The sequence below is a fragment of the Pseudomonas purpurea genome, from assembly GCF_039908635.1.
GTDB lineage: Bacteria > Pseudomonadota > Gammaproteobacteria > Pseudomonadales > Pseudomonadaceae > Aquipseudomonas > Aquipseudomonas purpurea.
The window spans coordinates 5,514,354-5,539,864 of record NZ_CP150918.1; the positions used below are offsets into that span (position 1 = coordinate 5,514,354).

Genomic DNA, 25,511 nt, shown 5'->3' on the forward strand with positions numbered 1-25,511 from the left:
GGGTAGAACAACTTTGTGGCGAGGGAGCTTGCTCCCGCTGGGCTGCGCAGCAGCCCTAAAACCCGGCGCCGCGTTCTTTCTGAAAGACTGCACCAGCCTTATTGGGGCAGCTTCGCGACCCAGCGGGAGCAAGCTCCCTCGCCACAGTTTCTAGGCCTTCTCCCAGACTTCGAAGTTGAATGCCGGTTTGTCGCCTTCCGCCGGGTTCGGCACATTCGACACCAGTTTCCACTGGTTCAAATCAAACGCCGGAAACCACGCATCCCCTTCCGGGCTCAACGCCACGCGGGTCAAGTACAAGCGATCGGCCTGCGCCATTCCTTGCGCATACAACTGCGCGCCGCCAATCAGCATCAGCTCATCGACGCCCTGTTCTTTCGCCCATTCTTCTGCGCGAACAACGGCAGCTTCCAGCGACGGATAAACCTCCGCCCCTTTCAACACCAGATCCGCCTGACGGCTGACCACGATGTTCAACCGACCCGGCAGCGGACGACCCAGGGAATCCCAGGTCTTGCGGCCCATGATGATCGGCTTGCCTAGCGTGGTGGCCTTGAAGTATTTGAAATCCCCCGGCAAGTGCCAGGGCATGCTGTTGTCGACGCCGATCACACGGTTTTCACCGAGGGCTGCGATCAGGCTGAGAGGGAGAGTTTTTTTCATGTCGGCGAGGATACCAGAGGCTCGCTTACCCCGATAAGCGCCACAGCGGTTATGCTCACGGCTCATTTGAGCGACGGGATGGCGCGTGACTGAACTGACAACACTCTGGTTGACTGAAACCGTGCGCCTGCGCGAGGAACATGCAGGCCCACTGGAAGATCAGGAAGCCAACCGACTGGCCCGCAGCGCTGGCGGCGACCTGCCGGGCCGCATCCAGGCCCGCGCCCGGTGGCTGGCCGAACGCGATGGCTTGACCGGCGCCCTGCGCCACTGGCTGCAAGGGGCGCGACTGGCGTTGATCGTGCTGGCCGTGGTCGCAGTCATCAGCGGCGCGGGCCTGGCGTTGGCCGCGCTGAGCGATGGCCGGCAACCGGTGAATGTGTTCTGGGCCCTGGGCAGCCTGCTCGGGCTGAACCTGATTCTACTGCTGAGCTGGGCCTCGGGCCTGATCTTCGCCGGCGACTACGGCGCCACCCTCGGACGCTTGTGGCTGTGGCTCAGCGAGAAATTCGCCCGCGACGCCAAAGCCGCACAACTGGCGCCAGCCCTGCTGCTGTTGCTGCAACGCCAGAAACTCAATCGCTGGGTGCTCGGCATTCTGGTCAACGGCTTGTGGCTGCTGGCAATGCTCAGCGCCCTGGCGATGTTGCTGATACTGATGGCGACCCGACGCTACGGCTTTGTCTGGGAAACCACGCTGCTGAGCGGCGACACTTTCGTGACCATGACCCAAACCCTCGGCGCCCTGCCCGCGCTGCTGGGTTTCAATGTGCCCACCGTGGAGATGATCCGCGCCAGCGGTGACGCCGCGCTGAACATCGAAAGCGCCCGGCAAGCCTGGGCGACGTGGTTGGTCGGTGTGTTGCTGGTGTACGGCGTGTTGCCACGCCTGTTGCTGGCGCTGTTTTGCCTGTGGCGCTGGAAAACCGGCCGTGCGGCGCTGGGGCTGGACCTGAAACTGCCCGGCTACGCACAGCTGCGCGAACGGCTGATGCCCAGCAGCGAGCGCCTCGGCGTCAGCGATGCCGCGCCCGAGCGATTGCATCAGGTCGAGGGCGGCGCCCACGCGCTGGACAGCAACGGCGCGCTGCTGGTGGCCATAGAGCTGGACGATCAGCGCCCATGGCCACCGCAGCTGCCGAAAAACGTCAACGATGCCGGGATTCTCGACAGCCGCGAATCCCGACAGAAACTGCTCGAACAACTGACCCGTTTCCCGCCGGCACGCCTGGCCATTGCCTGTGACCCTCGGCGTTCGCCGGATCGCGGCAGCCTGGCATTGATCGCCGAACTCGCCCGCAGCGCCGCCGCGACACGGGTCTGGCTGCTGCAAGCGCCACCCGGCCAGGCGCTGGACGCCGAACGCCTGGGCGACTGGCATGCCGCGCTGCAACAGTTGGAACTGCCGTTCGCCGACTGCGCACCCATGAACTGGCTGGAGTCGGGCCATGACTGATGCTGTAAACAAGCCGCTGAAACTCGCCGTGGTCGGCCACACCAATGTCGGCAAGACCTCACTGTTGCGAACCCTGACCCGCGACGTCGGCTTCGGCGAAGTGTCCCATCGCCCCAGCACCACGCGGCATGTCGAAGGGGCGCGGTTGTCGGTGGACGGCGAAGCCTTGCTGGAGCTCTACGACACGCCTGGCCTGGAAGACGCCATCGCCCTGCTCGATTACCTGGAGCGGCTGGAACGCCCCGGCGAACGCCTCGACGGCCCGGCGCGGCTGGCGCGCTTCCTTGATGGCAGCGAGGCGCGCCAGCGTTTCGAACAGGAAGCCAAAGTGCTGCGGCAACTGCTGGCCTCCGACGCCGGGCTGTACGTGATCGACGCCCGCGAGCCGGTGCTGGCCAAATACCGTGACGAACTCGAAGTATTGGCCAGTTGCGGCAAACCGCTGCTGCCGGTGCTGAATTTCGTCAGCAGCGCCAACCACCGCGAGCCGGACTGGCGCGAAGCCCTGGCGCGCTTGGGGCTGCATGCACTGGTGCGTTTCGACAGCGTGGCGCCGCCCGAGGACGGCGAGCGCCGACTCTATGAAAGCCTTGCGCTGCTGATGGAAAGCGCCCGCGGACAACTGGAGCGCCTGATCGCCGATCAACAGGCGCAACGTGAAGCGCGCCAGCAAAGCGCGGCACGCTTGATCGCCGAACTGCTGATCGACTGCGCGGCGTGTCGGCGCAGCGTGGCCAGCGACGCCGAGCAGGAACGCCAAGCCATCAGCGAGCTGCGCAAAGCGGTGCGCCAGCGCGAACAACGCTGCGTCGAAGCGCTGCTCAAGCTCTATGCCTTCCGCCCACAGGATGCCGCCGCCAGCGATTTGCCGCTGCTGGACGGTCGTTGGGGCGATGATTTGTTCAACCCTGAAACTCTCAAACAATTGGGCGTGCGGGTCGGCGGCGGAATCGCGGCGGGCGCGGCGGCGGGTGCCGGCGTGGATTTGCTGGTGGGCGGCCTGACCCTGGGTGCAGCGGCGCTGGCCGGGGCGATTGCCGGGGGCGCGCTGCAAACGGCGCGCAGTTACGGCAGCCGTTTGCTGGGCAAGATCAAAGGCCAGCGCGAACTGACCGTCGACGACAGCGTACTGCGCTTGCTGGCCTTGCGTCAGCGGCAACTGGTGCACGCCTTGAACCTGCGCGGACACGCGGCGATGGACAGCATCCAGGTCGCCACGCCACAGGACAAGAGCTGGCGCGAAGGCAAACTGCCGGAGGCGCTGAGCAAGGCACGCGCGCATCCGCAGTGGTCATCGCTCAATTCTCATGCAAGGTTGAGCCAGGCGGAACGCCAGGAGCAAGTTGAAGTGTTAGCGCGGCAGTTGTAGCCCATACCGAAGCGTCTTTAGTGCCAATTGAGTTTCAGAAATTCGAGGGCCAACGACTTCACCCGGCTTCGGTCCGTTCTGTCTGCACGACCGTCATTGTCCACATCCGAACTCAGGATCAATTCGAAACGCCCGTCAATATCCCGGTCAAGCGCTGACGCCTTGTAAGCAATCGTGCTCCCGGGCGGGGGCAACGATCCATCATGGAAATGCAGCCGCACCGCTTCGGGGGTTCCGTCGCTGACAGGGTTTTGCGCAAATATCTGCAGGTACCGCTCCGAACCATCTCCCACGTTGAGCCATCCGAGCTTCAAATAGGTCCTGGCAAGCTTCACCAGTGGCTGACGCCCAGAGTCCGTAGCAGTCACCATCGTCTCCCTTGTCAGGAGTTCATCTTCATAGAACTGGAAGTGAACAGTGTCTGCCTTACCCGTCCTGTTCCGGTCCTGAGCGGTTACTTTTAAATAGCGCATAAGCGTTCCTTGCGAAGTAAAGAGTCTGGAACACTAACCACTCGAGCAAAACGCCTCTACGGCATCAGGCCACCACGGCCCGTAAGGATTTTCCTCAATTGGCGCCTGTTTGCGGGACGGCGTCGACGAGGTTGAAAAATGCGGCATTCGGACAATGCCGAAGCCGCATCAATGACGCTTCAAGGCGACGTTGAAAACGTTGCCGATCGACCGGTCATTTCCATTTGAACTTCAAGTACTCGTTACTCAGCAACGTGACAAGTTTCTGATCCACCGCATCAACGTCGCCATCGTTGTCGACATCAAAATGCACGAGCCAATCCAGCTTCCCGTCATTGTTGGTGTCATAAGCCGACGCGGTATAGACGATGGAGTTATCCGTCGGCTCGCCCTCGCCCTCATGAAAGTGCAAACGGACCGTATCGGGAGAGCCGTCCTGAGCAAAGTCCTCGACAAAAATCTTCAGGTAGCGCGCCGAAGTGTCGCCAGCGTTGAACCAGTTCAGTTGCAAAAAAGCATCTGCGAACTTCTTGAGCAACCGTTCATCCCGGGTGTTCTCCTTGCCGTCGTTATTGACGTCACCGACCTGAAAATCAACCTTGCCATCAGCCGTGATATCCAGCGCATACGCCTTGTGAATCAGTGTGTCTTCGCCATCTTTCACTGCTTCGAAAAAATGCAGAAGGAGCGTATCTGCACGATGGTTGCCACTGCGATCCTGAGCGGTAATTTTTAAGTAACGCATGATGGTGTCTCTTACGCGAAAAGGTCAGCAAAGCTAGACAGCCCCTTGCGAAGCGACTAGTCAGCCTCGTCCTGATATCTCGTAGGAAACGTCTAGATTTGCTGACTTCCACCATTCCATCCGTAAAATCCAAACAAGGGTCAGAACGCTAACACTCCCAAAGCCTTCGCCTTCAACACCTCAAGATCAATCACCGGCACCCAGATCTCCTTCGCCTGTTCATCCCACTCGCGCATCCGCAAACTGATGGCGCACAACGGATCCTGCTCAAACACCTGCGCCTCGGTGGCCGTCATCACCCCGCCCTGATACTCCAGCGTGCGCCGACTGGCCTCGCTCAAGCGTTGGTAGTAGCCCGGTTCTTTGAACGTCAGGTAACGCTTGGCCTCAACGTGATACTCCACCAGCCGCGCCAGGCGTTCGCTAAAACCCAGACGACGCAGGTAGTCAGCGCCGAGGCGTTCATGGCTGACCACGCCAAAGCCGCCCATGTGTTCGGCGTTCTCAACGCAGAGATGCCCGATGTCGTGGAAGAACGCGGCCAGCACCACTTCATCGTCGAAACCTTCGGCCATGGCCCGTTCGGCGGTCTGGGACATGTGCTCGATCTGCGACACCGGCTCGCCGATGTAGTCGCTGTCACCGAAGCGCTCGTACCAGCCGAACACTTCGGCGATCACCTGTTCGTTGCGGCCCATCAGTGTTCTCCCAACAAGGTCCTGACGTTACGTTCAGCCATCGCCGGCCCCACGCTCATGCCGACACCCGTGTGCATCAACGCGGCATGCACGCCCGGTGCGGCCTGCAAGAACGAAAACGGCACCGCCCCGCGCGCCCCATAAACGCCCTGCCAACGCTCGATCACCTGCACCTTGCAACCCAGCGTCTGCTCGACCAGTTCGAGCATCCAGTTGTCCACCTGTTCAGCGTTGAACGGCGACGGGTCCCTGCCGTAATCGTGGGAATCACCGATGATCAGCTCGCCGTGAGGCGTCGGGCTGATCAACAGGTGAATGCCATGCTCATGCAGGTGCGGCGCCTCGCGCAGAATCTGCGCCTGCACGGCTTCCGCTTCCGGCAAATCGGCGAAGGCACCGTAGTGCACACAGCTCAGACCGGTGAGCAGCGCATGTTGCAGGTTGAGGTTGATCTGCGGCCGGGCACGAAGCATTTGCAGGCGACAGATTTGCGGGTTGAGGGCGGCAATCGGCTCGGCCAGCAGGGTCTGATAATCGTGGCCCGAGCAAACGATGATTTGCTCCCCGGTGAAACTGCCCGCGGTGCTGTGCAAGCGGCCGGGCTCGATATCGCGCACCAGGGTGGAGAAGTGAAACGCCACGCCGAGTTCGCGGCGCAAGTAATCGATCAGCGCCGGGATGGCTTCACGGGAATACAGTTGCTGATCGTCCATGCCGTGCAACGCGGCGCGGTGATGGCTGAACTGGCCGCCGTACAGATCGCGCAGTGCAGCACCGCGCAGCAGATCGACGCGGTAGCCGTGCTCGATGGCGCGCCCTTTGCAGAAAGCTTCCAGCAGGTGTTCTTCAGCCTCGGTGCGGGCAAACAGGTACGAACCGTTACGTTTGAGTTGCAAACCCGCGAGCTGCGCCCATTGGCCCCAGATCTCGCGGCTGGCCTTGGCCAGTTCAAGCATCTGGCCCGGCGGTTGGCCGGTGACGAGTGCTTGACCAAAGTTGCGCACCGAAGCGCCCAGCGGCGTGGCGCTGCGTTCGAAAACGCTGACCTTAAGGCCGCGTTTGGCGGCGGCATAGGCGTGGGACAAGCCCAGAATGCCGGCGCCGACGATCAGCATGTCGCTGTGGTGTGTCATTGAGCTTTGTCCTGCAAAAATCCTGCGTACAACACAGTCCTTTGTGGCGAGGGAGCTTGCTCCCGCTGGACCGCAAAGCGGTCCAAAAACCTTGATACCGCGATTATTCAGATACCACGCGTCAACCGGTTTACGACTGCTACGCAGCCGAGCGGGAGCAAGCTCCCTCGCCACAGAGGGTTTCATCAGTTACTTGGCAACGACCTTCTCGGACTTGCCGTCATATCGCTTGCGCCATTCGGTGAGGATCTCGTCGCGGTTTTTCGAGGCCCAGGCGAAGTCGTTCTTGATCAGGCGTTGCTCGTAGTCGGCCGGCAGCTCGGTCTGTGGCTTGGCGATGCCAGGCTGGGCGAGGACGGCGAAGTTTTCCTTGTACAGCTCCATCGCGGCAGGGCTTGCGGAGAAGTCGGCGAGTTTCTTCGCGGCGTCTTCATGGGGCGTGCCCTTGATCACGGCGGTGGCTTCGATTTCCCAGCCCAGGCCTTCTTTCGGCAACACGATGTCCAGCGGAGCGCCCTGGCGTTTGAGCTGCACGGCCGGGTACTCGAAGGAAATGCCAATCGGGAATTCACCCGCAGCCGCCAGCTTGCATGGCTTGGAACCGGAGTGAACGTACTGGCCGATGTTCTGGTGCAGGTCGTCCATGTACTGCCAGCCCTGCTTCTCGCCGAAGGTTTGCAGCCAGGCGCTGACGTCGAGGAAACCGGTGCCGGACGATGCCGGGTTCGGCATGACGATCTTGCCTTTGTATTCAGGCTTGGTCAGGTCCTGCCAGCTCACCGGTTTGGTCAGGCCTTGCTTCTGGGCTTCGACGGTGTTGAAGCAAATGGTCGCGGCCCACACGTCCATGCCCACCCAGGCTGGCGGGTTGGCGGCGTCGCGGTAGTTGCCGCCGATCTTGCCCAAGTCCTTCGGCGCGTAGCTTTGCAGCATGCCTTGCTGATCAAGGATCGCCAGGCTCGACGCCGCCAGGCCCCACACTGCATCAGCCTGCGGGCGGGCTTTTTCGGCCAACAGTTTGGCGGTGATGATCCCGGTGGAATCGCGCACCCACTTGATCTCCACGTCCGGGTTGGCCTTTTCGAAGGCTTCTTTGTAGGTCTTCAGTTGCTCGGCTTCAAGGGCGGTGTACACCGTCAGTTCGGTTTTCGCGGCAAAGGCGTTCAGGCTGAAAGCAGTGAGGACAGCAGCGGCAAGAGCCAGGGGCTTGAACATGGTGCGGTTCCTGTGTGAATGCAGATCAGTGTGGAGGGATGGGCAAATCAGTTGCCGGGCACGGTTTGCCGCCAGGCCTGGGAGCGGCGCAGCAAGCCGCGCGAAGCCCAGGCCAGCAGCAGGGAAACGCCCGCCGAGGTGAACAGAATCAGGGTGGACATGGCGGCCGCGCCGCCGACATTGCCGGCGTCGTCCATGTTCAGCACCGCCACCGCCGCGAGGAGGGTGTCGGGGCTGTAGAGGAAGATCGCCGCTGAAACGGTGGTCATCGCCGAGACGAACAGATAGCGCACGATGTCCAGCAGCGCCGGCAGACAGATCGGCACGGTGACGCGCAAGTAGTGGCGGTACAGCGGCGCCTTGAGCGACAGCGCGGCGGCTTCGAATTCGGCGTCGAGCTGGCGCAGCGCAGTGGTGGCGGTCATTTGCGCGGTGGTCAAATAGTGCGCAATGGTGCAGACCACCAGCAGGGTCATGGTCCCGTAGAGCACATGCAACGGGTTGCCGGTGAGGTTGAAGAAGAACACGTAGCCCAGGCCCAGCACCAACCCCGGCACCGCCATCGGTACGAAACTGAGCATGCGCAGCGCCAGGTTCAAGCCGCGCTGGCCTTTGGTTTTTTCCATCAGGTAGGCACCGGTGAAGATCAAGCCGCTGCCGATCAACGCCGTGCACAGGGCCATCTTCACGCTGTTGCCGTAGGCCAGCCAGCCACCGCCGGCGGTGTCGCCGAACTGGTAGTGATTGAGCGACAGCGACAGGTTGTACGGCCAGAACTTCACCAGCGAGGAGTACACCGCCATGCCGAACACCAGCAACAGCGCGGCGCAGATCAGCAGCACGACAGTCAGGTAGCAGCCATCGCGCAGCCGCGACGGCGCCGGTTGGAAGACTTGCGCCCGACCGCTCATGGAATCGCCATGACGACGGCGCAGCCAGGCATCGACGCCAAAACTGAACAGGGCCGGCAGCAACAGCACCATGCCGATCAGCGCGCCGCGACCGAATTGCTGCTGGCCGACCACGGCTTTGTAGGCTTCCAGCGCCAGTACTTGATAGCCGCCACCGACCACCACCGGCACACCGAAATCGGTGATGGTCAGGGTGAACACCAGACAGAATGCGGCGAATACCGCTTGCCGGGTCGCCGGCCAGGTAATGCTGTGAAACGCCTTGGCCGGGCTGGCACCCATGCTCGACGCGGCGTCGAACAACCGCGCATCGGCCAGGGACAGCGCCGACAGCAGAATCATCAAGGCGTGGGGAAAGGTGTAAATCACCTCGCCCAGCACAATGCCCCAGAAGCCGTAGATGTTCTCCGAGAGCAAACCGCGCAACATGCCTTGGTTGCCGAACAGGTAGACCAGCGCAATGCCCGGCAGCATCGACGGCGCCATCAACGGCAGCAACGACATACCGCGCCAGATCGCTTTGCCGGGAATCAACGTGCGTTGCAGGGCGTAGGCAAACAGGTACGCCAACGGCACGACAATAGCCGCGACGCTGAGGGAGACTTTCAGGCTATTGCCCAGCAGCCAGTGGAAATTGGCGCTGGTCACCAATTCACGGGCGGCGACCAGGCCACCGCCCTGCCCGGCTTCGGAGCTGAAGCCACGCCAGAAGATCGCCAGCAGCGGCATCAACACCGCGACGCTGAGCAGGCACAGCAGCAGGACCTTGCCGCCGACCACGAACACCCGGTCACCGATTTCTGCGCGGGAGGCCTGCCGAACCTGCTTGTGCGGTATCGGCAGCGCGATGGGCGCGCTCATCAGGCAAACACCTGCAAGCTGCGCGGCGGCAAGGCGACCATGATGTCCTGGGCACCGAGGCGCGGCATGGCTTCGGGCGACAGTTCGGCGAGCAGTGCATGACCGGGCAGATGGTTTAACTCGAAGCTCATCCGGCAGCGGTTGCCCAGGAACGTGATCTCGCGGACCTTGGCCGGGAACAGGTTTTCTTCATGCACCAACGGGTTGATGCTGATGGCTTCCGGGCGACAGAACAGTCGGCCCGACGCGGCGTTGCCGCTGTTATCGGCCAGGCGCAGGTTCATCCCGCCGACCTGCGCATGGCTGTCGCTGTTGCGTTGGAACGGCAACCAGTTGCCCTGCCCGACGAACTCGGCCACGAACGGCGTGGCCGGGCGATTGTAGATTTCCTGGGGCGTGGCGTACTGCTCGACCTTGCCGTTGTTCATCACGGCGATACGGTCGGCCATCAGCATGGCCTCGTCCTGGTTGTGCGTGACCATCAACGTGGTGATGCCGAGGTTGCGCTGCAACTGGCGCAACTCGGTGCACAGGTGCTCGCGAACCCGGGCGTCGAGGGCCGACATCGGTTCGTCCAGCAGCAACAACGACGGGGCCGGCGCCAAGGCCCGGGCCAGTGCGACCCGTTGCTGTTGACCGCCGGACAATTGGCCGGGGTACTTTTTCTCACTGCCGATCAGGCCCACCAGTTCCAGCATCTGGCCGACACGCTTGCGCACTTCATCGCGACCACTGCCAGCGAGGCCGTAGGCAATGTTGGCTTCAACGGTGAGGTTGGGGAACAGCGCGTAAGACTGGAACAGAATGCCGTAGTCCCGAGCCTGCGGTGCCAGCAGGGAAACGTCGCGATCACCTAGGTACAACTCGCCGCGATCCTGACGTTCCAGCCCGGCGATGCAGCGCAGCAAGGTGGTTTTGCCGCAACCCGAAGGCCCGAGCAGGCATACCAGTTCACCGGCCTCGACATCCAGCGACACGTTATCCAGCGCGGTGAAGGCGCCGAAGCGTTTCTCGATACCGCGCACCTTCATCGGCGCGCCGGGAAAGACCTGGGCAGTTGCGTTCGGGTGGTTCATGGACGGACCTCATCTAGCAGATGCAGGCCATCCTAGAGCTGTAATGCGTCCGTCATGTGGCAGTGAGGCAAAAACGGCCGATAGTGGTATTCGGGGATTTGGGTTGTTGGAGACTTCAGGAGCTACCTGCGGGTACATTGTGGCGAGGGCGCTTGCTCCCGCTGGACCGCGCAGCGGTCCAAAATCAGCAGCAGAGTACTGTCAGGTAAAACGCATTCGCTGGGTTTACGACTGCTGTGCAGCCGAGCGGGAGCAAGCTCCCTCGCCACAAAGTGGAACGATCTCTAGGCCGGGGACATTTCCTGGGCCAGGCCGAGGAATGCTGCCGGCAGACGGGCGTTTTTGCGTTCCTTGAGGCAGTACAGGTATTCGGGGATCTGCGGCGCGTTTTCGAGGGTCAGCACCCGCAACTGCGGATCGTGGGGCACTTCCTGGCGGGCGATGATGCTGATGCCGATGTTGCGCAGCACCGCTTCACGGATCGATTCACGGCTGCCGATCTCCAGCAACGGGCCAAAACTCACCCCCGCGCTGGCCAGCAGTTCTTCCGTCAGGCGCCGGGTGGTCGAGCCGGTTTCACGCATCAATAAAGTGTGCCCGGCCAGCGCACTGAGCTGCACATGATCATGCACCGCCAGCGGATGGTTGCGATGCACCGCCAGCACCAGCGGGTCGGTGCCGAGTACGCGGCGGATCAATCGCGCGTCCTCCAGCAACTGCGAAGACGCGGCCAGGTCGACCCGGTAGTCCTCAAGCGCTTCGAGCACCTGCTGGGAGTTGCCGATTTCCACCGAGACTTCCACCTGCGGCAAGCGCTCACGGAACGCCTTTACCAGATCCAGAATGTAATACGGTGCGGTCGCGGCGATGCGCAACGCGCCCTGGACCTGGCCGCTGTTGCGCAGGAAAAACTCGATGTCGGCCTCCTGCTGCATCAGCGTCTTGACCATCGGCAGCAACCGCGCCCCTTCGTCGCTGACTGTCAGCCGACGACCGCCGCGATAGAACAACTCAACCGAATACTGGCTTTCCAGATGCCGAATCTGAGTCGTTACCGTGGGCTGGCTCAGGCCAAGCTTTTTCGCCGCCAGGGTAATACTGCCCAAACGCGCGACCATGTAAAACGCCTTCAGCTCGGCACTCAGCACAACACCCTCACTTCATTTATTTGCGCAACAGGCGCAGACCATTGAACACCACCAGCAGGGCCACGCCCATGTCGGCGAACACCGCCATCCACATGGTGGCGAGCCCTGCGAAGGTTACCCCAAGAAAGATCGCCTTGATGACCAATGCCAAGGCGATATTTTGCGTGAGGACCGTAGAGGTCTGGCGCGACAGGCGAATGAAGGCGGGAATCTTGCGTAGATCGTCGTCCATCAGGGCGACATCGGCGGTTTCAATCGCCGTGTCGGTGCCAGCGGCGGCCATCGCGAAACCGATCTGTGCACGGGCCAGCGCCGGGGCGTCGTTGATGCCGTCGCCGACCATGCCGACCCGGTGTCCTTGGGCGTACAGCGCTTCGATGGCGTTGAGTTTGTCGGTCGGCAGCAAGTCGCCCCGGGCCTGATCAATCCCCACCTGCGCGGCAATCGCCTGGGCGGTGTGTGGGTTGTCGCCGGTCAGCATCAGGGTTTTGATACCCAGGTCATGCAACTGCCGGATGGCTTCGCGGCTGGATTCCTTGACCGTGTCCGCCACGGCAAACAGCGCCAACGGGCCCGAGGTGTCGAGCAGCAACACCACGGTCTTGCCCTGTTTTTCCAGGGCGAACAGTTTTTCTTCCAGCGCGGGCGAGCACAGGCCCAGTTCTTCGACCAAGCGATGGTTGCCCAGGTGGTACACCTGACCGTTGATCTCGCCGCGCACGCCCCGGCCGGTCAGTGCTTCGAAGTTATCCACAGCACGCAGCGCCAACTGTTTATCCACCGCTGCGTTGGCGATGGCCAGCGACACCGGGTGATCCGAACGCCCGGCCAGGCTGGCGGCGAGCACTTGCGCGGTGGCCTCCACCGTTGGGTCCAGGGACAGGTAATCGGTCTGCACCGGTTTGCCGTGGGTGATGGTGCCGGTCTTGTCGAGCGCCAGGTAATCGAGTTTGTAACCGCCCTCCAGGTACACGCCGCCCTTGATCAGGATGCCTTTGCGCGCCGCCGCCGCGAGGCCGCTGACGATGGTCACCGGGGTGGAAATCACCAGTGCACACGGGCACGCGACCACCAGCAACACCAGCGCACGGTAGATCCAGTCAAACCACGCCGCGCCCATGAACAGCGGCGGGACAAGCGCCACGCCCAAGGCGAAGATGAACACCACCGGGGTGTAGATTTTCGAGAAGCTGTCGACAAAGCGCTGGGTCGGCGCCCGTGCGCCTTGCGCCTCTTCCACGGCATGAATGATCCGCGCCAGGGTCGAGTTGTTGGCCGCCGCAGTCACGGTGTATTCCAGGGAACCGGCCTGATTGATGGTGCCGGCGAAGACTTTGTCGCCGACGGTTTTCTCCACCGGCAGGCTTTCACCGGTAATCGGCGCTTGGTCGATGGTCGAGTTGCCGGACACCACGACACCGTCCAGGCCAATGCGCTCGCCGGGACGCACCCGCACCCGCGCACCCAGTTCGATGTTTTTGGCTTCTGATTCGACCCAGTTACCGTCCTGTTGCTGCACGGTGACCTTTTCCGGTGTCATCTGCATCAGGCCGCTGATGGCATTGCGCGCGCGGTCCAGGGATTTGGCTTCGATCAACTCGGCCACGGTGAACAGGAACATCACCATCGCCGCTTCCGGCCACTGCCCAATCAACACCGCACCGGTCACCGCGATGCTCATCAGTGCGTTGATGTTCAGGTTGAGGTTCTTCAGGGCGATCCAGCCCTTTTTGTAGGTACCCAAGCCACCGCTGAGGATCGACACCAGCGCGACGATGGCCACCACCCAGGTCGGCGCGGCGCTGGTGAAGTGAATCACTTCAGCCGCCAAGGCACCGACACCCGAGAGCGCCAACGGCCACCAGGGCTTTTTCACCGGGGCCAGGCTGCCGGCTTGCGCGTCGGCGCCCTCCTCGATCGGTTCGGCAACCATGCCGATGGACTTGATCGCGGCGATGATCGACGCGGTAGTCGGCAGGTCGTGGGTCACGCCGAGTACGCGGTTGATCAGGTTGAATTCCAGTTGCTGCACACCCGCTAGTTTGCCGAGTTTGTTCTGGATCAGCGTCTGCTCGGTCGGGCAGTCCATGGCCTCGATCCGGAAGCGGCTCAGGCGCGCACCGTCGGTTGGCGTTTCACTGAGTTTGATCAGTGAGGGCGCCGCCGCGCTGGAACAGCAAGAACCGCCATGGCTGGCGTGATCGTGTTTCTCCACAGGCTTGAGCGTGTGGCTGTGATCGTGATCGTGATCAGCGTGGGGCTTGTGGGTGTGCAGGGAATCGCTCATCGGGTTGCGTCCATGAAGGTGCCTGTTGCCAAGTAAAGACCCTGTAGCCACTATAGGGTCAAGCACCCAATCGGAGATTGCCACGATGAAGATCGGCGAACTGGCCAAACTGACCGACTGCGCGGTCGAAACCATCCGCTATTACGAACGCGAAGGCCTGCTGCCGGAACCCGCCCGCAGTGACGGCAACTACCGTGTCTACACCCAGGCCCACACCGAACGCCTGACCTTCATCCGCAACTGCCGCACCCTCGACATGACCCTCGAAGAAATCCGCAGCCTGCTGGCCCTGCGCGACAGCCCGCAGGATCAGTGCGAAAGCGTCAACGCGCTGGTCGACGAGCACATCCTTCACGTCAAGGCACGGATCGACGGTTTGCTGGCCTTGCAGGCACAACTCATCGACCTGCGCCAACGCTGCAGCGAAGGGCCGGATATCGAACAGTGCGGGATTTTGCAGCGGCTGGAAGTCAGCGGCGGAGTGGTGGCCAGTGAGACCGAGCCTTCCCATGTCGGGCGTAGCCACGGGCACTGATCAACACCACAAAACGACTGTGGGAGCGAGCCTGCTCGCGAAAGCGCTGTGTCAGCCAACATTGATATCAGCTGACCGATTGCATTCGCGAGCAGGCTCGCTCCCACATTGGGCCAGTGTTAAGGCTTAGACCGCCATCGGCGCGGTCATTGGCGCATGGTGTTCGTAGCCTTCCAGCGAGAAGTCGCTTGGCTCGATCTGTTCCAGCCACTCCGGCTGGTACACACCGGTCTTGGCAAACTCCGGCACGCGGTCGGAGATCACCAGTTTTGGCATCGGGAACGGCTCGCGCTTGAGCTGTTCGTTGAGCATGTCCAAATGGTTTTCGTAGACGTGGGCATCACCGATGAAATAGGTGAACCAGCGTGGCGTGTAGCCGGTCAGGCGACCGATGAGGCTCAGCAGCGCGGCGCCTTCGGTGAGGTTGAACGGCGTGCCCAGGCCCAGGTCGTTGGAACGGATGTAGAGGGTCAGGGAAATTTCCCTGGTCTCGACATTCGGGTGGAACTGATACAGCAGGTGGCACGGCGGCAGGGCCATTTCATCCAGCTGCGCAACGTTCCAGCCGTGGAACAGGATCCGGCGGCTGCCCGGGTCCTTGATGATGGTGTCGACGCACTGGCGAATCTGGTCGATGGCCTTGTACAGCACCACGTAGGCCTGGCCGTTTTCTTCGCCTTCGGCGATCTGCCGATAGCCCTGGCTCAAGGTCTGCTCGATAGCCGCCTGATTGCTGACCGGGATCTGCTTGTACGCCGGCCATTTGCGCCATTGCACGCCGTAGATCTCGCCCAGGTCGTCTTCGCCCTGACGGAACGGGTTGGCCAGCCACTGGGCGTTTTCGTTGGCGTTCTGGTCCCAGACCTTGCAGCCCAGCGCACGGAACTCAGCTGCATTGTTCACGCCGCGCAGGAAACCGCACATCTCGCCAATGGCCGATTTGAAGGCCATCTTGCGGGTGGTGATCGCCGGGAAACCTTCTTTCAGGTCATAACGCAGCATCGCGCCGGGGAAGCTGATGGTGTTCACGCCGGTACGGTTGGCTTGTTTGGTGCCGTTCTTGATGACGTGGGCGACCAGATCGAGATATTGCTTCATGAATTACCTGTGTCCTTGAACGCAGGGCCGCAGCCCTGCGTTTCGAATGTAGAGCGCGGCGCGTCAAGGCGCCGGAGTAGCGGGAGTCGCCGGGGCGCGGTTGTAGGCCAGCCAGATCAGATACAGGCCGCCGACGATCATCGGGATGCACAGCACCTGACCCATGGTCACCCAGCCGAATGCCAGGTAGCCGAGTTGCGCGTCCGGCACCCGCACCAGTTCAACGACGAACCGGAAGATCCCGTAGAACAGCGCGAACATCCCGGAGACCGCCATGGTCGGCCGAGGCTTGCGCGAGTACAGCCAAAGGATGACAAACAATGCCACGCCTTCGAGGGCGAACTGGTACAGCTGCGACGGGTGGCGCGCCAGCTGCGCCGGATCGGTCGGGAAGATCATCGCCCACGGCAGGTCGGTCGGCTTGCCCCACAGCTCGGCGTTGATGAAGTTGCCAATGCGCCCGGCACCCAGGCCGATCGGCACCATCGGTGCGACGAAGTCCATCAGCTGGAAGAACGACTTGCCGTTCTTTTTGCCAAACCACAGTGCCGCCAGCATCACGCCGATGAAGCCTCCGTGGAACGACATGCCGCCCTTCCACACCTCGAAAATCAGCAGCGGGTTGGCGATGTAGGCGCTCAGGTCGTAAAACAGCACATAACCCAGGCGGCCGCCGACAATCACGCCCATCGACATCCAGAAGACCATGTCGGAGAGCTTCTCCTTGGTCCAGGTCGGGTCGAAGCGGTTCATCCGGCTCGACGCCAGCAACCACGCGCCGCCGATACCGATCAGGTACATCAGGCCGTACCAGTGGATTTTCAGCGGGCCGATGGCCAGGGCCACCGGGTCAATCTGCGGGTAAGGCAGCATTACGACTCCTCGTTAGAGTTGAAACCTAAAATTCCTGGCGCGACCGTGCCACGCCGGGATTAAGCCAGGATTGCGCCACGGCTCGAAGCAAAGGGCTCAGAGCAAAAAGCTGGTGCCCACGCACAACAGCAAAGCGGCAAACAGTCTTTTGAGCAAACGCGGCGACAGCTTGTGGGCCAGTCGTGCGCCGAAACGGGCGAACAGCATGCTGGTCAGGGCAATGCCCAGCAGCGCCGGTAAATAAATGAACCCCAGACTATGGGCGGGTAACAGGGGATCGTGCCAGCCCAGAATCATGAAACTTAATGCACTGGCCAATGCGATCGGCAGGCCACAGGCCGATGAAGTCGCCACGGCTTGCTGCATCGGCACGCTGCGCCAGGTCAGGAACGGCACGGTCAACGAACCGCCGCCAATCCCGAAAATCGCCGAGGCCCAGCCAATTACGCTGCCGGCCAGGGTCAGACCCACCTTGCCGGGAACGGTTCGGCTGGCCTTGGGTTTGAGCTCCAGGGCCATTTGCACGGCGATCACCAGGGCAAACACGCCGATGATTTTCTGCAAGTGCGGGCCGGAGATCGCTTCGGCGGTCATCGCACCAAAGCCTGCGCCGAGGAGAATCCCCAGGGTCATCCAGACAAAGATCGGCCAGCGCACCGCGCCTTTGCGCTGATGCTCGCGAACCGCATTGACCGAGGTAAAGATGATGGTCGCCAGCGACGTGCCGACCGCCAGGTGGGTGAGTACCGACGGATCAAAGCCCTGCAAGGAGAAACTGAACACCAGCACCGGGACAATGATGATCCCGCCACCGACCCCGAACAGCCCGGCCAACACGCCTGCGCAGGCACCCAGCACCATGTAGAGCAGAAATTCCATGACCGTCCTTATCCGCTTCTCAAAAATAGCCGCCGCATGGTAACGGATGCATGGCACCAAGCTCCACTGGATGGCGATGGATACCCGGCCGATGTCTGCGTAGAGTGGCAAAAAAACACCAAGGGACAGCCTTATGTGCCTGATCGTTTTCGCCTGGCGCCCCGGCCACGCAACGCCGCTGATCGTCGCGGCCAACCGCGATGAGTTTTATGCCCGCCCCAGCCTGCCGCTGGCCCAATGGCCCGAAGCCCCGCAGGTGTACGCCGGTCGTGACCTGGAGGCCGGTGGCACCTGGCTCGGCATTGGCGCCAACGGGCGCTTTGCCGCGCTGACCAACATCCGCAACCCGCACCAACCCCCCGCGCGTAAATCCCGAGGCGAGTTGGTGGCGCGTTTTCTCAGTGGTGACATGTCGATTGATGACTATTTGACCGACGTTTCTCGACGTTCACTGGAATATGCCGGCTTCAACCTGTTGGTCGGCAACGCCAGGGAGCTCTGGCACTACCACGCGCTGGCACCTGAACCGGTGTTGCTGGCGGCGGGTGTCTATGGCCTGTCGAATGCCGGCCTCGACACCCCTTGGCCGAAAGTGCTCAAGGCCAAGGCTGCGTTGAGCGAAGTGCTGGCCGACCCTCAACCGCAGGCGTTGCTGGACTTGTTAAGCGACCCGCACACCGCACCATTCGCCGAACTTCCGGACACTGGAGTCGGCTTGGCGACCGAGAGTTTGTTGTCGAGTGTGTTCATTGCCAGCCCAAGTTACGGGACACGAGCGAGTACCGCGCTGATTGTTCAGGCGGATGGGACGCGGGTGATGGTCGAGCGCAGCTTCGGGCCGTATGGCGGGCATTTGGGGGAGGTGGAGTTGAGAATTTAAAGGCAGGTCATAAATAGTGGCGAGGGAGCTTGCTCCCGCTGGAGCGCGAAGCGCTCCCAATTCGGCCAATGCGCTCTTTCAGAAAGATCGCATTGGCCGGCTTACGACTGCTTCGCAGCCGGACGGGAGCAAGCTCCCTCGCCACAGGGGCCGCCAGCGTTTCAGAGGGTCTTGATCGCCGCCGGATTGATCATCCGCGCCAACCCAAGGTTCTTCAGCGCCAGTTGCAGCGAGCTGTGGATAACTTGCGGGTTGTCGATGGTCATCAGCTCAGCGAGCAGGTCCTTGGCCCACGTCAGGTTGATCTGGCGCAGCATCCACTTCACTTTCGGCAGGTTGGTGGCGTTCATCGACAAGCTGTCGAACCCCATCGCCATCAACAGCACCGCCGCTGCCGGGTCACCGGCCATCTCGCCACAGATGCTCACAGGCTTGCCTTCGGCATGGGCGTCGCGCACCACGGTTTGCAGCGCTTGCAGCACTGCCGGGTGCAGGTAGTCGTAGAGGTCGGCCACTCGCGGGTTGTTGCGGTCCACGGCCAGCAGGTACTGGGTCAGGTCGTTGGAGCCGACCGACAGGAAGTCCACCTGCCGCGCCAGTTCCTTGGTCTGGTACACCGCCGCCGGAATCTCGATCATCACACCAACCGGTGGCATCGGCACGTCGGTGCCTTCGTCGCGCACTTCACCCCAGGCGCGGTGAATCAGGTGCAAGGCTTCTTCGAGTTCGTGAATGCCGGAAATCATCGGCAACAGAATACGCAGGTTGTTCAGGCCTTCACTGGCCTTGAGCATGGCGCGGGTCTGTACCAGGAAAATCTCCGGGTGGTCGAGGGTGACGCGAATCCCGCGCCAGCCCAGGAACGGGTTGTCTTCCTTGATCGGGAAGTACGACAGTGACTTGTCGCCGCCAATGTCCAGGCTGCGCATGGTCACCGGTTGCGGGTGGAAGGCGGCGAGTTGCTCGCGATAGATCGCCAGCTGCTCCTTTTCACTCGGGAACCGTTGATTGATCATGAACGGCACTTCGGTGCGGTACAGGCCCACACCCTCGGCGCCGCGCTTTTGCGCCCGCGCCACGTCCGCCAACAGGCCAGTGTTGACCCACAGCGGCATGCGGTGGCCGTCGAGGGTCACGCACGGCAGGTCGCGCAGTGCATCCAGCCCGAGGGCCAGTTGCTTCTCTTCCTCGACCACCTCGGCGAACTGCTTGCGCAGCACGTCGCTGGGGTTGGTGTAGACCTCGCCGTGGTAGCCGTCGACGATCATGTCGATGCCGTCGACCTTGGAATACGGCAGGTCGACCAGGCCCATCACCGTCGGGATGCCCATGGCGCGTGCCAGGATCGCCACGTGGGAGTTGCCGGAACCGAGTACCGACACCAGACCCACCAGCTTGCCTTCCGGCACTTCGCCGAGCATGGCCGGCGTCAGTTCTTCGCTGATCAGAATGGTGTTGTCGGGGTAGACCAGGGTTTGCTGGCGCTCTTCCTGCAAGTACGCCAGCAGACGACGACCTAGGTCCTTGACGTCCGAAGCGCGTTCGCGCAGGTAGGCGTCGTCCATCAGTTCGAAGCGGTTGACGTGATCGGTGACCACCTGACGCAACGCGCCCTGGGCCCACTGGCCGGTCTTGATGATGGTCGTCACTTCGCTGCCCAGCGAGGCATCATCGAGCATCATCAGGTAGACGTCGAACAGCGCCCGCTCTTCGGGCCGCAACTGGGTGGCGAGCTTGGCGGACAAGGCGCGCATGTCGGCGCGCACGCCTTCGATGGCGGTCTTGAACAGACCCAGCTCGGCGTCGATGTCGTGGATGGTTTTATCGGGCACCACGTCCAGGTCGGCCGGTGGCAGCATGACCACCGCGGTCCCGACCGCCGCGCCGGGCGAACCTGGTACGCCGACGAACTTTGCTTCCTGAATGCCTTTGCCCTGGCGACCCAGGCCACGGATCGAGCCGGTGGCCTCGGCGTGGGCGATTACGCCGGCGAGCTGGGCGCTCATGGTCACCAGGAAGGCTTCTTCACCTTCGTCGAACTGGCGACGTTCTTTTTGCTGGATGACCAACACGCCGACGACGCGGCGGTGGTGAATGATCGGTGCACCGAGGAACGAGGCATAACGCTCTTCACCGGTTTCGGCAAAGTAGCGATAGCGCGGGTGATCCGCGGCATTTTCGAGGTTCAGGGGTTCTTCACGCGTGCCGACCAGGCCGACCAGACCTTCGTTGGGTGCCATGCTGACCTTGCCGATCGAGCGCTTGTTCAAGCCCTCGGTGGCCATCAACACGAAACGGTTGGTCTCGGGGTCGAGCAGGTAGACCGAGCAGACCTGGCTGCCCATGGCCTCTTTGACGCGCAACACAATAATCCCCAACGCCGCCTTGAGATCCTTGGCGGAGTTAACTTCCTGGACGATCTTGCGCAGCGTATTGAGCATGGCTCGGGGTCGAACTCCGTCGTCAGTCGCGCGCTAAAAGGCGCGGGGCAAGCTCTTTGAGAGCGCGGCGATACACCTCGCGCTTGAATGTCACCACCTGGCCCAACGGATACCAATAACTGACCCAGCGCCAGCCATCGAACTCCGGTTTACCGGTCAAATCCATCCGCACCCGCTGCTCGTTGGAGACCAGGCGCAGGAGAAACCATTTCTGTTTCTGGCCGATACACAGCGGTTGGCTGTGGGTTCGGACCAGACGTTGCGGCAAACGATAGCGCAACCAGCCCCGGGTGCAGGCGAGTATTTCAACATCTTCGCGCTCCAGACCCACTTCTTCGTTCAGCTCGCGGTACAAGGCGTCTTCCGGCGTCTCCTGCGGGTTGATCCCCCCTTGAGGAAACTGCCAGGCATCTTGATTGATACGGCGAGCCCATAGCACCTGGCCAGCATCATTCGTGAGAATAATCCCGACATTGGGGCGGAAACCATCGGGGTCGATCACGGCAACAACCTCGCAAACGCATGTCGCCGCATTGTTCCACAAAGGTTGTGAATGCGGCAACGAAGCTTCCTACCTTATGTGCACTCTTGTGAAAAGACCGTATTCTTGTGGCCTTTTTACAGACTTTTCAGCGGGTAACTGCAATGCGCCTGGCTTTATTCGACTTGGACAACACCCTTCTGGGCGGTGACAGTGATCACGCTTGGGGCGATTACCTGTGCGAGCGCGGAATTCTCGACCCCGTCGCCTACAAGGCACGCAACGACGAGTTCTACCAGGATTACCTGGCTGGCAAGCTGGATAACGCCGAGTACCTGAACTTTTGCCTGGAGATCCTCGGCCGCACCGACATGGCCCAGCTCGATGAATGGCACCGCGACTACATGCGCGACTGCATCGAGCCGATCGTGTTGCCCAAGGGGCTCGAACTGCTGGCCAAACACCGCGCTGCCGGCGACAAACTGGTGATCATCACCGCCACCAACCGCTTCGTGACCGGGCCGATTGCCGAGCGCCTGGGGGTTGAAACCCTGATCGCCACCGAATGCGAAATGGTCGACGGCCGCTACAGCGGGCGCAGCACCGACGTGCCGTGCTTTCGCGAAGGCAAGGTGACGCGTTTGAATCGTTGGCTGGAAGAGACGGGGTTGTCGCTTGAAGACAGCTATTTCTACAGCGACTCAATGAATGACCTGTCGCTGCTGGAGCAGGTGACTCACGCTGTGGCGGTCGATCCTGATCCGAATTTGCGCGCTGAAGCCCAGAAGCGTGGCTGGCCGGTCATATCGTTGCGCGACTGAGGTCAGCGCTTTACCTGTGGCGAGGGAGCTTGCTCCCGTTCGGTCGCGCAGCGGCCGCAAATCAGGCCAACGCGTTCCGTCTGAAAAAACGTCCTTGCAGACTTCAGGAGCGCTTCGCGCTCCAGCGGGAGCAAGCTCCCTCGCCACAGTTGATAGCGTGAATCAGGTTAAACCGGCTTGGCGCCCATCAATCCCGCAATCGCGATAAAACACACAAAACTGAACACCGCCAACGCGAAGGTGAACTTGCCGCCGCCCACCTTAGCCTTGCGCAGCTTGTTCAGCCGCACCACTAGCCAGAACCAGGCCAGCGCCGCCACGGTGTAGATCACGCTGGAGGCCAGCAACCAGGTCTGCCCCAGCGGCCAACCCACCAGGTGGACCAGCCACCAACCGGTGAACGGCATGCTCAGCAACGCCAGGCCCATCAGCAACCAGACAAAGACCCAGGGCCGCTGCAACGTCCGCGCAGGTGCCGAGGCGTCACCGTTGCGTCGCGTACGCCAGACCCAGATCGCCAGCCCCAGTGCACTCAGCAACAGCACAACCGTCGCCGCGACATGCGCAGCCTTGAGGGCGGTTAATGTTTCCATGGTTTGATTTCCTTAAAGGCTGCTCATCAGCGTAGCCGTTCAGCCGAGAAACAGCTTATAGGCCGGGTTGTTGCTCTCATCCCAGTACGGATAACCGATTTCTGCCAACGCCGCCGGCACCAGGTGACGCTCGTCATCAGGCACTTGCAGGCCGGCGACCACCCGGCCATCGGCCGCGCCATGGTTGCGGTAGTGGAACATCGAAATGTTCCAGCGCCCGCCAAGCTTATGCAGGAAGTTGAACAACGCACCCGGGCGCTCCGGGAACTCGAAGCGCAACACCACTTCATCCACGACATGCGCCGCGCGACCACCGACCATGTGACGGATGTGCAATTTGGCCAGTTCGTTGTCGGTCAGGTCGAGCACCGGGAAACCCTGCTGCACCAGGCTCGCGATCAATGCGCTGCGCGGGTCGGTCTCCGGATGCGTCTGCACGCCCACGAAAATATGCGCCTCGCTGCCGGTGCTGTAGCGGTAGTTGAATTCAGTGATCTGGCGTTTGCCGATGGCTTCGCAGAACGCCTTGAAGCTGCCCGGTTTCTCGGGGATGGTCACGGCGATGATCGCTTCGCGGCCTTCGCCCAGTTCGGCGCGCTCGGCCACATGGCGCAAACGGTCGAAGTTGACGTTGGCACCGGAGTCGATGGCCACCAGGGTTTGCCCGGTAACACCACGCAGCTCGACGTACTTCTTGATCCCGGCCACGCCCAGTGCGCCGGCCGGCTCGGTGATCGAGCGGGTATCGTCGTAGATATCCTTGATCGCCGCGCAGATCTCGTCAGTGCTGACGGTGATCACTTCATCGACATAGTCTTTGCAGATATCAAACGTGTGCTGACCGATCTGGGCCACCGCCACGCCATCGGCAAACAGGCCCACTGTCGGCAACACCACGCGCACACCGGCCGCCATGGCCGCTTGCAAGCAGTTCGAGTCGTCGGGCTCGACGCCGATGATTTTGATTTCCGGGCGCAGGTATTTCACGTACGCCGCGATCCCGGCAATCAGGCCACCGCCGCCCACCGGCACAAAAATCGCGTCCAGCGGCCCTGGGTGCTGGCGCAGAATTTCCATCGCCACAGTGCCCTGCCCGGCAATGGTGTGGGGATCGTCGTAAGGGTGAATGTAGACGTAGCCTTTTTCGTCGACCAGTTTCAGCGAGTAGGCCAGCGCTTCCGGAAAGGAATCACCGTGCAGCACCACTTTGCCGCCGCGCGAGCGCACGCCTTCGACTTTGATTTCCGGGGTGGTCTTGGGCATGACGATGGTCGCTTTCACGCCCAACACCTTGGCCGCCAGGGCCAGGCCCTGCGCGTGGTTGCCCGCCGAAGCCGTGACCACGCCACGGGCGCGCTCTTCAGCACTCAACTGGGTCAGCTTGTTGTAGGCGCCACGAATCTTGAACGAGAACACCGGCTGCAAGTCTTCACGCTTGAGCCAAATCTTGTTGCCCAGCCGCTCGGAGAGCTGGCGAGCAGTCTGCAATGGGGTTTCTACGGCAACGTCATAAACGCGCGAGGTGAGGATCTTTTTGACGTACTGTTCGAGCATCGGAAAGCATCACTGAGCGGGTTGGGCAGGGCCAACGAGTCTAACCCGGCTTTTGGCCGGGCGACCACACGAATCCAGAGGTTTTAGCCCTCTTCCGGCCACCATTGATTCATTGTGGCGAGGGAGCTTGCTCCCGCTGGAGCGCGAAGCGCTCCCCTGCGGTCCAGACCGCAAGACAAACCAGAAAGATCTTGCACACTGATTTTACGACCGCTGCGCGGCCGAGCGGGAGCAAGCTCCCTCGCCACAAAAGCCAATGTGCGCCGCCGCCCCGCCAATCGGGCAATGACCTTCACCACCTCGGGGCTTATAATGCGGGCCTTTCGTTACCCTTTGGCACCTCGGAGCCCGCATGACCCAGGATCAACTCAAACAGGCAGTAGCCCAGGCCGCTGTCGACTTCATCCTTCCGAAACTCGACGACAAAAGCATCGTCGGGGTCGGCACCGGCTCCACCGCCAACTGCTTCATCGATGCGCTGGCGTTGCACAAAGGCGCGTTCGACGGTGCGGTCGCCAGTTCCGAAGCCACCGCTGCACGGCTCAAGGGCCATGGCATTCCAGTGTATGAACTGAACACTGTCAGCGACCTGGAGTTCTACGTCGACGGCGCCGATGAAAGCGACGAACACCTGAACCTGATCAAGGGTGGCGGCGCAGCCCTGACCCGCGAGAAGATCGTCGCGGCCGTGGCCAAGACCTTCATCTGCATCGCCGACGCCAGCAAACTGGTGCCGGTACTCGGGGCGTTCCCGCTGCCGGTCGAAGTGATCCCGATGGCCCGCAGCCACGTGGCCCGCGAGCTGGTGAAACTGGGCGGCGACCCGGTGTATCGCGAAGGCGTGTTGACCGACAACGGCAACATCATCCTCGACGTGTTCAACATGCAGATCACCAACCCGGTGGAACTGGAAACCCAAATCAACGCCATCGTCGGCGTTGTCACCAACGGCCTGTTCGCCGCCCGTCCGGCTGACTTGCTGCTGTTGGGTACCGCTGAAGGCGTGAAAACCCTCAAGGCCTGAGCCTGACACGCTGATCGACCCCGCACGCCCTGCGTGGGGGTCGATCACGTAAGCATTTCGATACATCCCCGCCACACTCCCTCCCCGGCTCAATCACAAGTGCTACTTTTCGCAGCATTTCGGCGAACTAATGCCCGATTTTGCGCAGTGCATCGCAGCCCGGCGCGCGACATTCAGTATCAAAACCGTTACAAATTACAGCCATGCGACGCTCCCTATAAGCCATGCGCCAAACCACGGCCGCCCACGGAATGAGGCGCGCATTGTGCAAACGTCCCGACTTTTCCCACCATGCTC

The 25,511-nt window shown here is 61.8% G+C and carries 23 protein-coding genes; 6 read left to right on the forward strand and 17 right to left on the reverse strand.

Annotation, left to right across the window (positions count from 1 at the left end):
* Positions 1 to 150: 150 nt before the first annotated feature.
* On the reverse strand, positions 151 to 663 hold the full coding sequence (locus AABM54_RS24920; protein ID WP_347902554.1) for a dihydrofolate reductase: 513 nt from the start codon (positions 661 to 663) through the stop codon (positions 151 to 153).
* Between the two features lie 85 nt (positions 664 to 748).
* Here AABM54_RS24920 and AABM54_RS24925 point away from each other — a divergent pair, with 85 nt between their 5' ends.
* Both AABM54_RS24925 and AABM54_RS24930 read left to right on the forward strand, forming a co-directional pair.
* On the forward strand, positions 749 to 2,119 hold the full coding sequence (locus AABM54_RS24925; protein ID WP_347902555.1) for a DUF2868 domain-containing protein: 1,371 nt from the start codon (positions 749 to 751) through the stop codon (positions 2,117 to 2,119).
* Positions 2,112 to 3,488, forward strand: coding sequence for a GTPase/DUF3482 domain-containing protein (locus AABM54_RS24930; protein ID WP_347902556.1), 1,377 nt, complete (start codon positions 2,112 to 2,114; stop codon positions 3,486 to 3,488). Before AABM54_RS24925 ends, AABM54_RS24930 begins: the two co-directional genes overlap by 8 nt.
* A 17-nt stretch (positions 3,489 to 3,505) precedes the next feature.
* Here the strand turns inward: AABM54_RS24930 and AABM54_RS24935 are convergent, their stop codons facing one another.
* From AABM54_RS24935 to AABM54_RS24975, 9 genes are all read right to left on the reverse strand, one after another.
* The gene (locus AABM54_RS24935; RefSeq protein ID WP_347902557.1) at positions 3,506 to 3,961 is read right to left on the reverse strand and encodes a hypothetical protein; all 456 of its coding nucleotides are present in this window, start codon (positions 3,959 to 3,961) and stop codon (positions 3,506 to 3,508) included.
* Positions 3,962 to 4,175: 214 nt separating this feature from the next.
* The gene (locus AABM54_RS24940; protein WP_347902558.1) at positions 4,176 to 4,706 is read right to left on the reverse strand and encodes a hypothetical protein; all 531 of its coding nucleotides are present in this window, start codon (positions 4,704 to 4,706) and stop codon (positions 4,176 to 4,178) included.
* Positions 4,707 to 4,846: 140 nt separating this feature from the next.
* On the reverse strand, positions 4,847 to 5,404 hold the full coding sequence (locus tag AABM54_RS24945) for a phosphonate degradation HD-domain oxygenase (protein ID WP_347902559.1): 558 nt from the start codon (positions 5,402 to 5,404) through the stop codon (positions 4,847 to 4,849).
* Positions 5,404 to 6,537 carry a TIGR03364 family FAD-dependent oxidoreductase gene (locus tag AABM54_RS24950; RefSeq protein WP_347902560.1) on the reverse strand — a complete coding sequence of 378 codons (1,134 nt, stop codon included), beginning with the start codon at positions 6,535 to 6,537 and terminating at the stop codon, positions 5,404 to 5,406. Before AABM54_RS24950 ends, AABM54_RS24945 begins: the two co-directional genes overlap by 1 nt.
* 189 nt (positions 6,538 to 6,726) lie before the next feature.
* On the reverse strand, positions 6,727 to 7,752 hold the full coding sequence (locus AABM54_RS24955) for a putative 2-aminoethylphosphonate ABC transporter substrate-binding protein (protein ID WP_347902561.1): 1,026 nt from the start codon (positions 7,750 to 7,752) through the stop codon (positions 6,727 to 6,729).
* 47 nt (positions 7,753 to 7,799) lie between these two features.
* Positions 7,800 to 9,524 carry a putative 2-aminoethylphosphonate ABC transporter permease subunit gene (locus tag AABM54_RS24960; protein ID WP_347902562.1) on the reverse strand — a complete coding sequence of 575 codons (1,725 nt, stop codon included), beginning with the start codon at positions 9,522 to 9,524 and terminating at the stop codon, positions 7,800 to 7,802.
* Positions 9,524 to 10,600 (reverse strand): putative 2-aminoethylphosphonate ABC transporter ATP-binding protein, encoded by a 1,077-nt coding sequence (locus AABM54_RS24965; protein ID WP_347902563.1) that lies wholly within the window; start codon positions 10,598 to 10,600, stop codon positions 9,524 to 9,526. The genes AABM54_RS24960 and AABM54_RS24965 overlap by 1 nt, the downstream gene beginning before the upstream one ends.
* Positions 10,601 to 10,884: 284 nt before the next feature.
* A complete protein-coding gene (locus AABM54_RS24970) occupies positions 10,885 to 11,748 on the reverse strand; it encodes a LysR family transcriptional regulator (RefSeq protein ID WP_347902564.1) in 864 nt (287 codons plus the stop codon).
* Between the two features lie 16 nt (positions 11,749 to 11,764).
* On the reverse strand, positions 11,765 to 14,035 hold the full coding sequence (locus tag AABM54_RS24975) for a heavy metal translocating P-type ATPase (protein ID WP_347902565.1): 2,271 nt from the start codon (positions 14,033 to 14,035) through the stop codon (positions 11,765 to 11,767).
* Between the two features lie 85 nt (positions 14,036 to 14,120).
* On the opposite strand from AABM54_RS24975, the gene cadR reads away from it, so the two are divergent.
* A complete protein-coding gene (gene cadR / locus AABM54_RS24980; protein WP_347902566.1) occupies positions 14,121 to 14,570 on the forward strand; it encodes a Cd(II)/Pb(II)-responsive transcriptional regulator in 450 nt (149 codons plus the stop codon).
* Between the two features lie 126 nt (positions 14,571 to 14,696).
* Here the strand turns inward: cadR and AABM54_RS24985 are convergent, their stop codons facing one another.
* From AABM54_RS24985 to AABM54_RS24995, 3 genes are all read right to left on the reverse strand, one after another.
* Positions 14,697 to 15,668 carry a thymidylate synthase gene (locus AABM54_RS24985; protein WP_347902567.1) on the reverse strand — a complete coding sequence of 324 codons (972 nt, stop codon included), beginning with the start codon at positions 15,666 to 15,668 and terminating at the stop codon, positions 14,697 to 14,699.
* Between the two features lie 63 nt (positions 15,669 to 15,731).
* Positions 15,732 to 16,541, reverse strand: coding sequence for a prolipoprotein diacylglyceryl transferase (gene lgt, locus AABM54_RS24990; protein WP_347902568.1), 810 nt, complete (start codon positions 16,539 to 16,541; stop codon positions 15,732 to 15,734).
* Between the two features lie 96 nt (positions 16,542 to 16,637).
* Positions 16,638 to 17,420, reverse strand: coding sequence for a sulfite exporter TauE/SafE family protein (locus AABM54_RS24995; protein ID WP_347902569.1), 783 nt, complete (start codon positions 17,418 to 17,420; stop codon positions 16,638 to 16,640).
* A 133-nt stretch (positions 17,421 to 17,553) separates the two neighbouring features.
* Here AABM54_RS24995 and AABM54_RS25000 point away from each other — a divergent pair, with 133 nt between their 5' ends.
* Positions 17,554 to 18,300 (forward strand): NRDE family protein, encoded by a 747-nt coding sequence (locus AABM54_RS25000; protein WP_347902570.1) that lies wholly within the window; start codon positions 17,554 to 17,556, stop codon positions 18,298 to 18,300.
* Positions 18,301 to 18,461: 161 nt separating this feature from the next.
* On the opposite strand, the gene ptsP is transcribed toward AABM54_RS25000, so the two are convergent.
* Both ptsP and AABM54_RS25010 read right to left on the reverse strand, forming a co-directional pair.
* Positions 18,462 to 20,741, reverse strand: coding sequence for a phosphoenolpyruvate--protein phosphotransferase (ptsP, locus tag AABM54_RS25005; protein ID WP_347902571.1), 2,280 nt, complete (start codon positions 20,739 to 20,741; stop codon positions 18,462 to 18,464).
* Between the two features lie 22 nt (positions 20,742 to 20,763).
* Positions 20,764 to 21,243, reverse strand: coding sequence for an RNA pyrophosphohydrolase (locus AABM54_RS25010; RefSeq protein ID WP_008064982.1), 480 nt, complete (start codon positions 21,241 to 21,243; stop codon positions 20,764 to 20,766).
* Positions 21,244 to 21,386: 143 nt separating this feature from the next.
* Here AABM54_RS25010 and AABM54_RS25015 point away from each other — a divergent pair, with 143 nt between their 5' ends.
* Complete coding sequence (locus tag AABM54_RS25015; protein WP_347902572.1) at positions 21,387 to 22,043, forward strand: HAD family hydrolase; 657 nt, start codon at positions 21,387 to 21,389, stop codon at positions 22,041 to 22,043.
* A 167-nt stretch (positions 22,044 to 22,210) separates the two neighbouring features.
* Here AABM54_RS25015 and AABM54_RS25020 read toward each other — a convergent pair whose 3' ends face one another.
* Both AABM54_RS25020 and ilvA read right to left on the reverse strand, forming a co-directional pair.
* Entirely contained in the window at positions 22,211 to 22,636 is a 426-nt protein-coding gene (locus tag AABM54_RS25020) for a DUF2269 domain-containing protein (protein ID WP_347902573.1), read from the reverse strand.
* A gap of 39 nt (positions 22,637 to 22,675) precedes the next feature.
* Complete coding sequence (gene ilvA, locus AABM54_RS25025) at positions 22,676 to 24,190, reverse strand: threonine ammonia-lyase, biosynthetic (protein WP_347902574.1); 1,515 nt, start codon at positions 24,188 to 24,190, stop codon at positions 22,676 to 22,678.
* 352 nt (positions 24,191 to 24,542) lie between these two features.
* On the opposite strand from ilvA, the gene rpiA reads away from it, so the two are divergent.
* Positions 24,543 to 25,214 carry a ribose-5-phosphate isomerase RpiA gene (gene rpiA / locus AABM54_RS25030; protein WP_347902575.1) on the forward strand — a complete coding sequence of 224 codons (672 nt, stop codon included), beginning with the start codon at positions 24,543 to 24,545 and terminating at the stop codon, positions 25,212 to 25,214.
* Positions 25,215 to 25,511 lie beyond the last annotated feature (297 nt).

Bases quoted from the DNA above. Each gene is read 5' to 3' on its own strand.
- AABM54_RS25020 (WP_347902573.1), bottom strand. From the start codon at position 22,636: ATGGAAACATTAACCGCCCTCAAGGCTGCGCATGTCGCGGCGACGGTT.
- AABM54_RS24985 (WP_347902567.1), bottom strand. From the start codon at position 15,668: ATGAAGCAATATCTCGATCTGGTCGCCCACGTCATCAAGAACGGCACC.
- AABM54_RS24920 (WP_347902554.1), bottom strand. From the start codon at position 663: ATGAAAAAAACTCTCCCTCTCAGCCTGATCGCAGCCCTCGGTGAAAAC.
- AABM54_RS24940 (WP_347902558.1), bottom strand. From the start codon at position 4,706: ATGCGTTACTTAAAAATTACCGCTCAGGATCGCAGTGGCAACCATCGT.
- cadR (WP_347902566.1), top strand. From the start codon at position 14,121: ATGAAGATCGGCGAACTGGCCAAACTGACCGACTGCGCGGTCGAAACC.
- AABM54_RS24975 (WP_347902565.1), bottom strand. From the start codon at position 14,035: ATGAGCGATTCCCTGCACACCCACAAGCCCCACGCTGATCACGATCAC.
- AABM54_RS24930 (WP_347902556.1), top strand. From the start codon at position 2,112: ATGACTGATGCTGTAAACAAGCCGCTGAAACTCGCCGTGGTCGGCCAC.
- rpiA (WP_347902575.1), top strand. From the start codon at position 24,543: ATGACCCAGGATCAACTCAAACAGGCAGTAGCCCAGGCCGCTGTCGAC.
- AABM54_RS24935 (WP_347902557.1), bottom strand. From the start codon at position 3,961: ATGCGCTATTTAAAAGTAACCGCTCAGGACCGGAACAGGACGGGTAAG.
- AABM54_RS24945 (WP_347902559.1), bottom strand. From the start codon at position 5,404: ATGGGCCGCAACGAACAGGTGATCGCCGAAGTGTTCGGCTGGTACGAG.
- AABM54_RS25015 (WP_347902572.1), top strand. From the start codon at position 21,387: ATGCGCCTGGCTTTATTCGACTTGGACAACACCCTTCTGGGCGGTGAC.
- AABM54_RS24960 (WP_347902562.1), bottom strand. From the start codon at position 9,524: ATGAGCGCGCCCATCGCGCTGCCGATACCGCACAAGCAGGTTCGGCAG.
- lgt (WP_347902568.1), bottom strand. From the start codon at position 16,541: ATGCTGCCTTACCCGCAGATTGACCCGGTGGCCCTGGCCATCGGCCCG.
- AABM54_RS25000 (WP_347902570.1), top strand. From the start codon at position 17,554: ATGTGCCTGATCGTTTTCGCCTGGCGCCCCGGCCACGCAACGCCGCTG.
- ilvA (WP_347902574.1), bottom strand. From the start codon at position 24,190: ATGCTCGAACAGTACGTCAAAAAGATCCTCACCTCGCGCGTTTATGAC.
- AABM54_RS24950 (WP_347902560.1), bottom strand. From the start codon at position 6,537: ATGACACACCACAGCGACATGCTGATCGTCGGCGCCGGCATTCTGGGC.
- ptsP (WP_347902571.1), bottom strand. From the start codon at position 20,741: ATGCTCAATACGCTGCGCAAGATCGTCCAGGAAGTTAACTCCGCCAAG.
- AABM54_RS24965 (WP_347902563.1), bottom strand. From the start codon at position 10,600: ATGAACCACCCGAACGCAACTGCCCAGGTCTTTCCCGGCGCGCCGATG.
- AABM54_RS24995 (WP_347902569.1), bottom strand. From the start codon at position 17,420: ATGGAATTTCTGCTCTACATGGTGCTGGGTGCCTGCGCAGGCGTGTTG.
- AABM54_RS24955 (WP_347902561.1), bottom strand. From the start codon at position 7,752: ATGTTCAAGCCCCTGGCTCTTGCCGCTGCTGTCCTCACTGCTTTCAGC.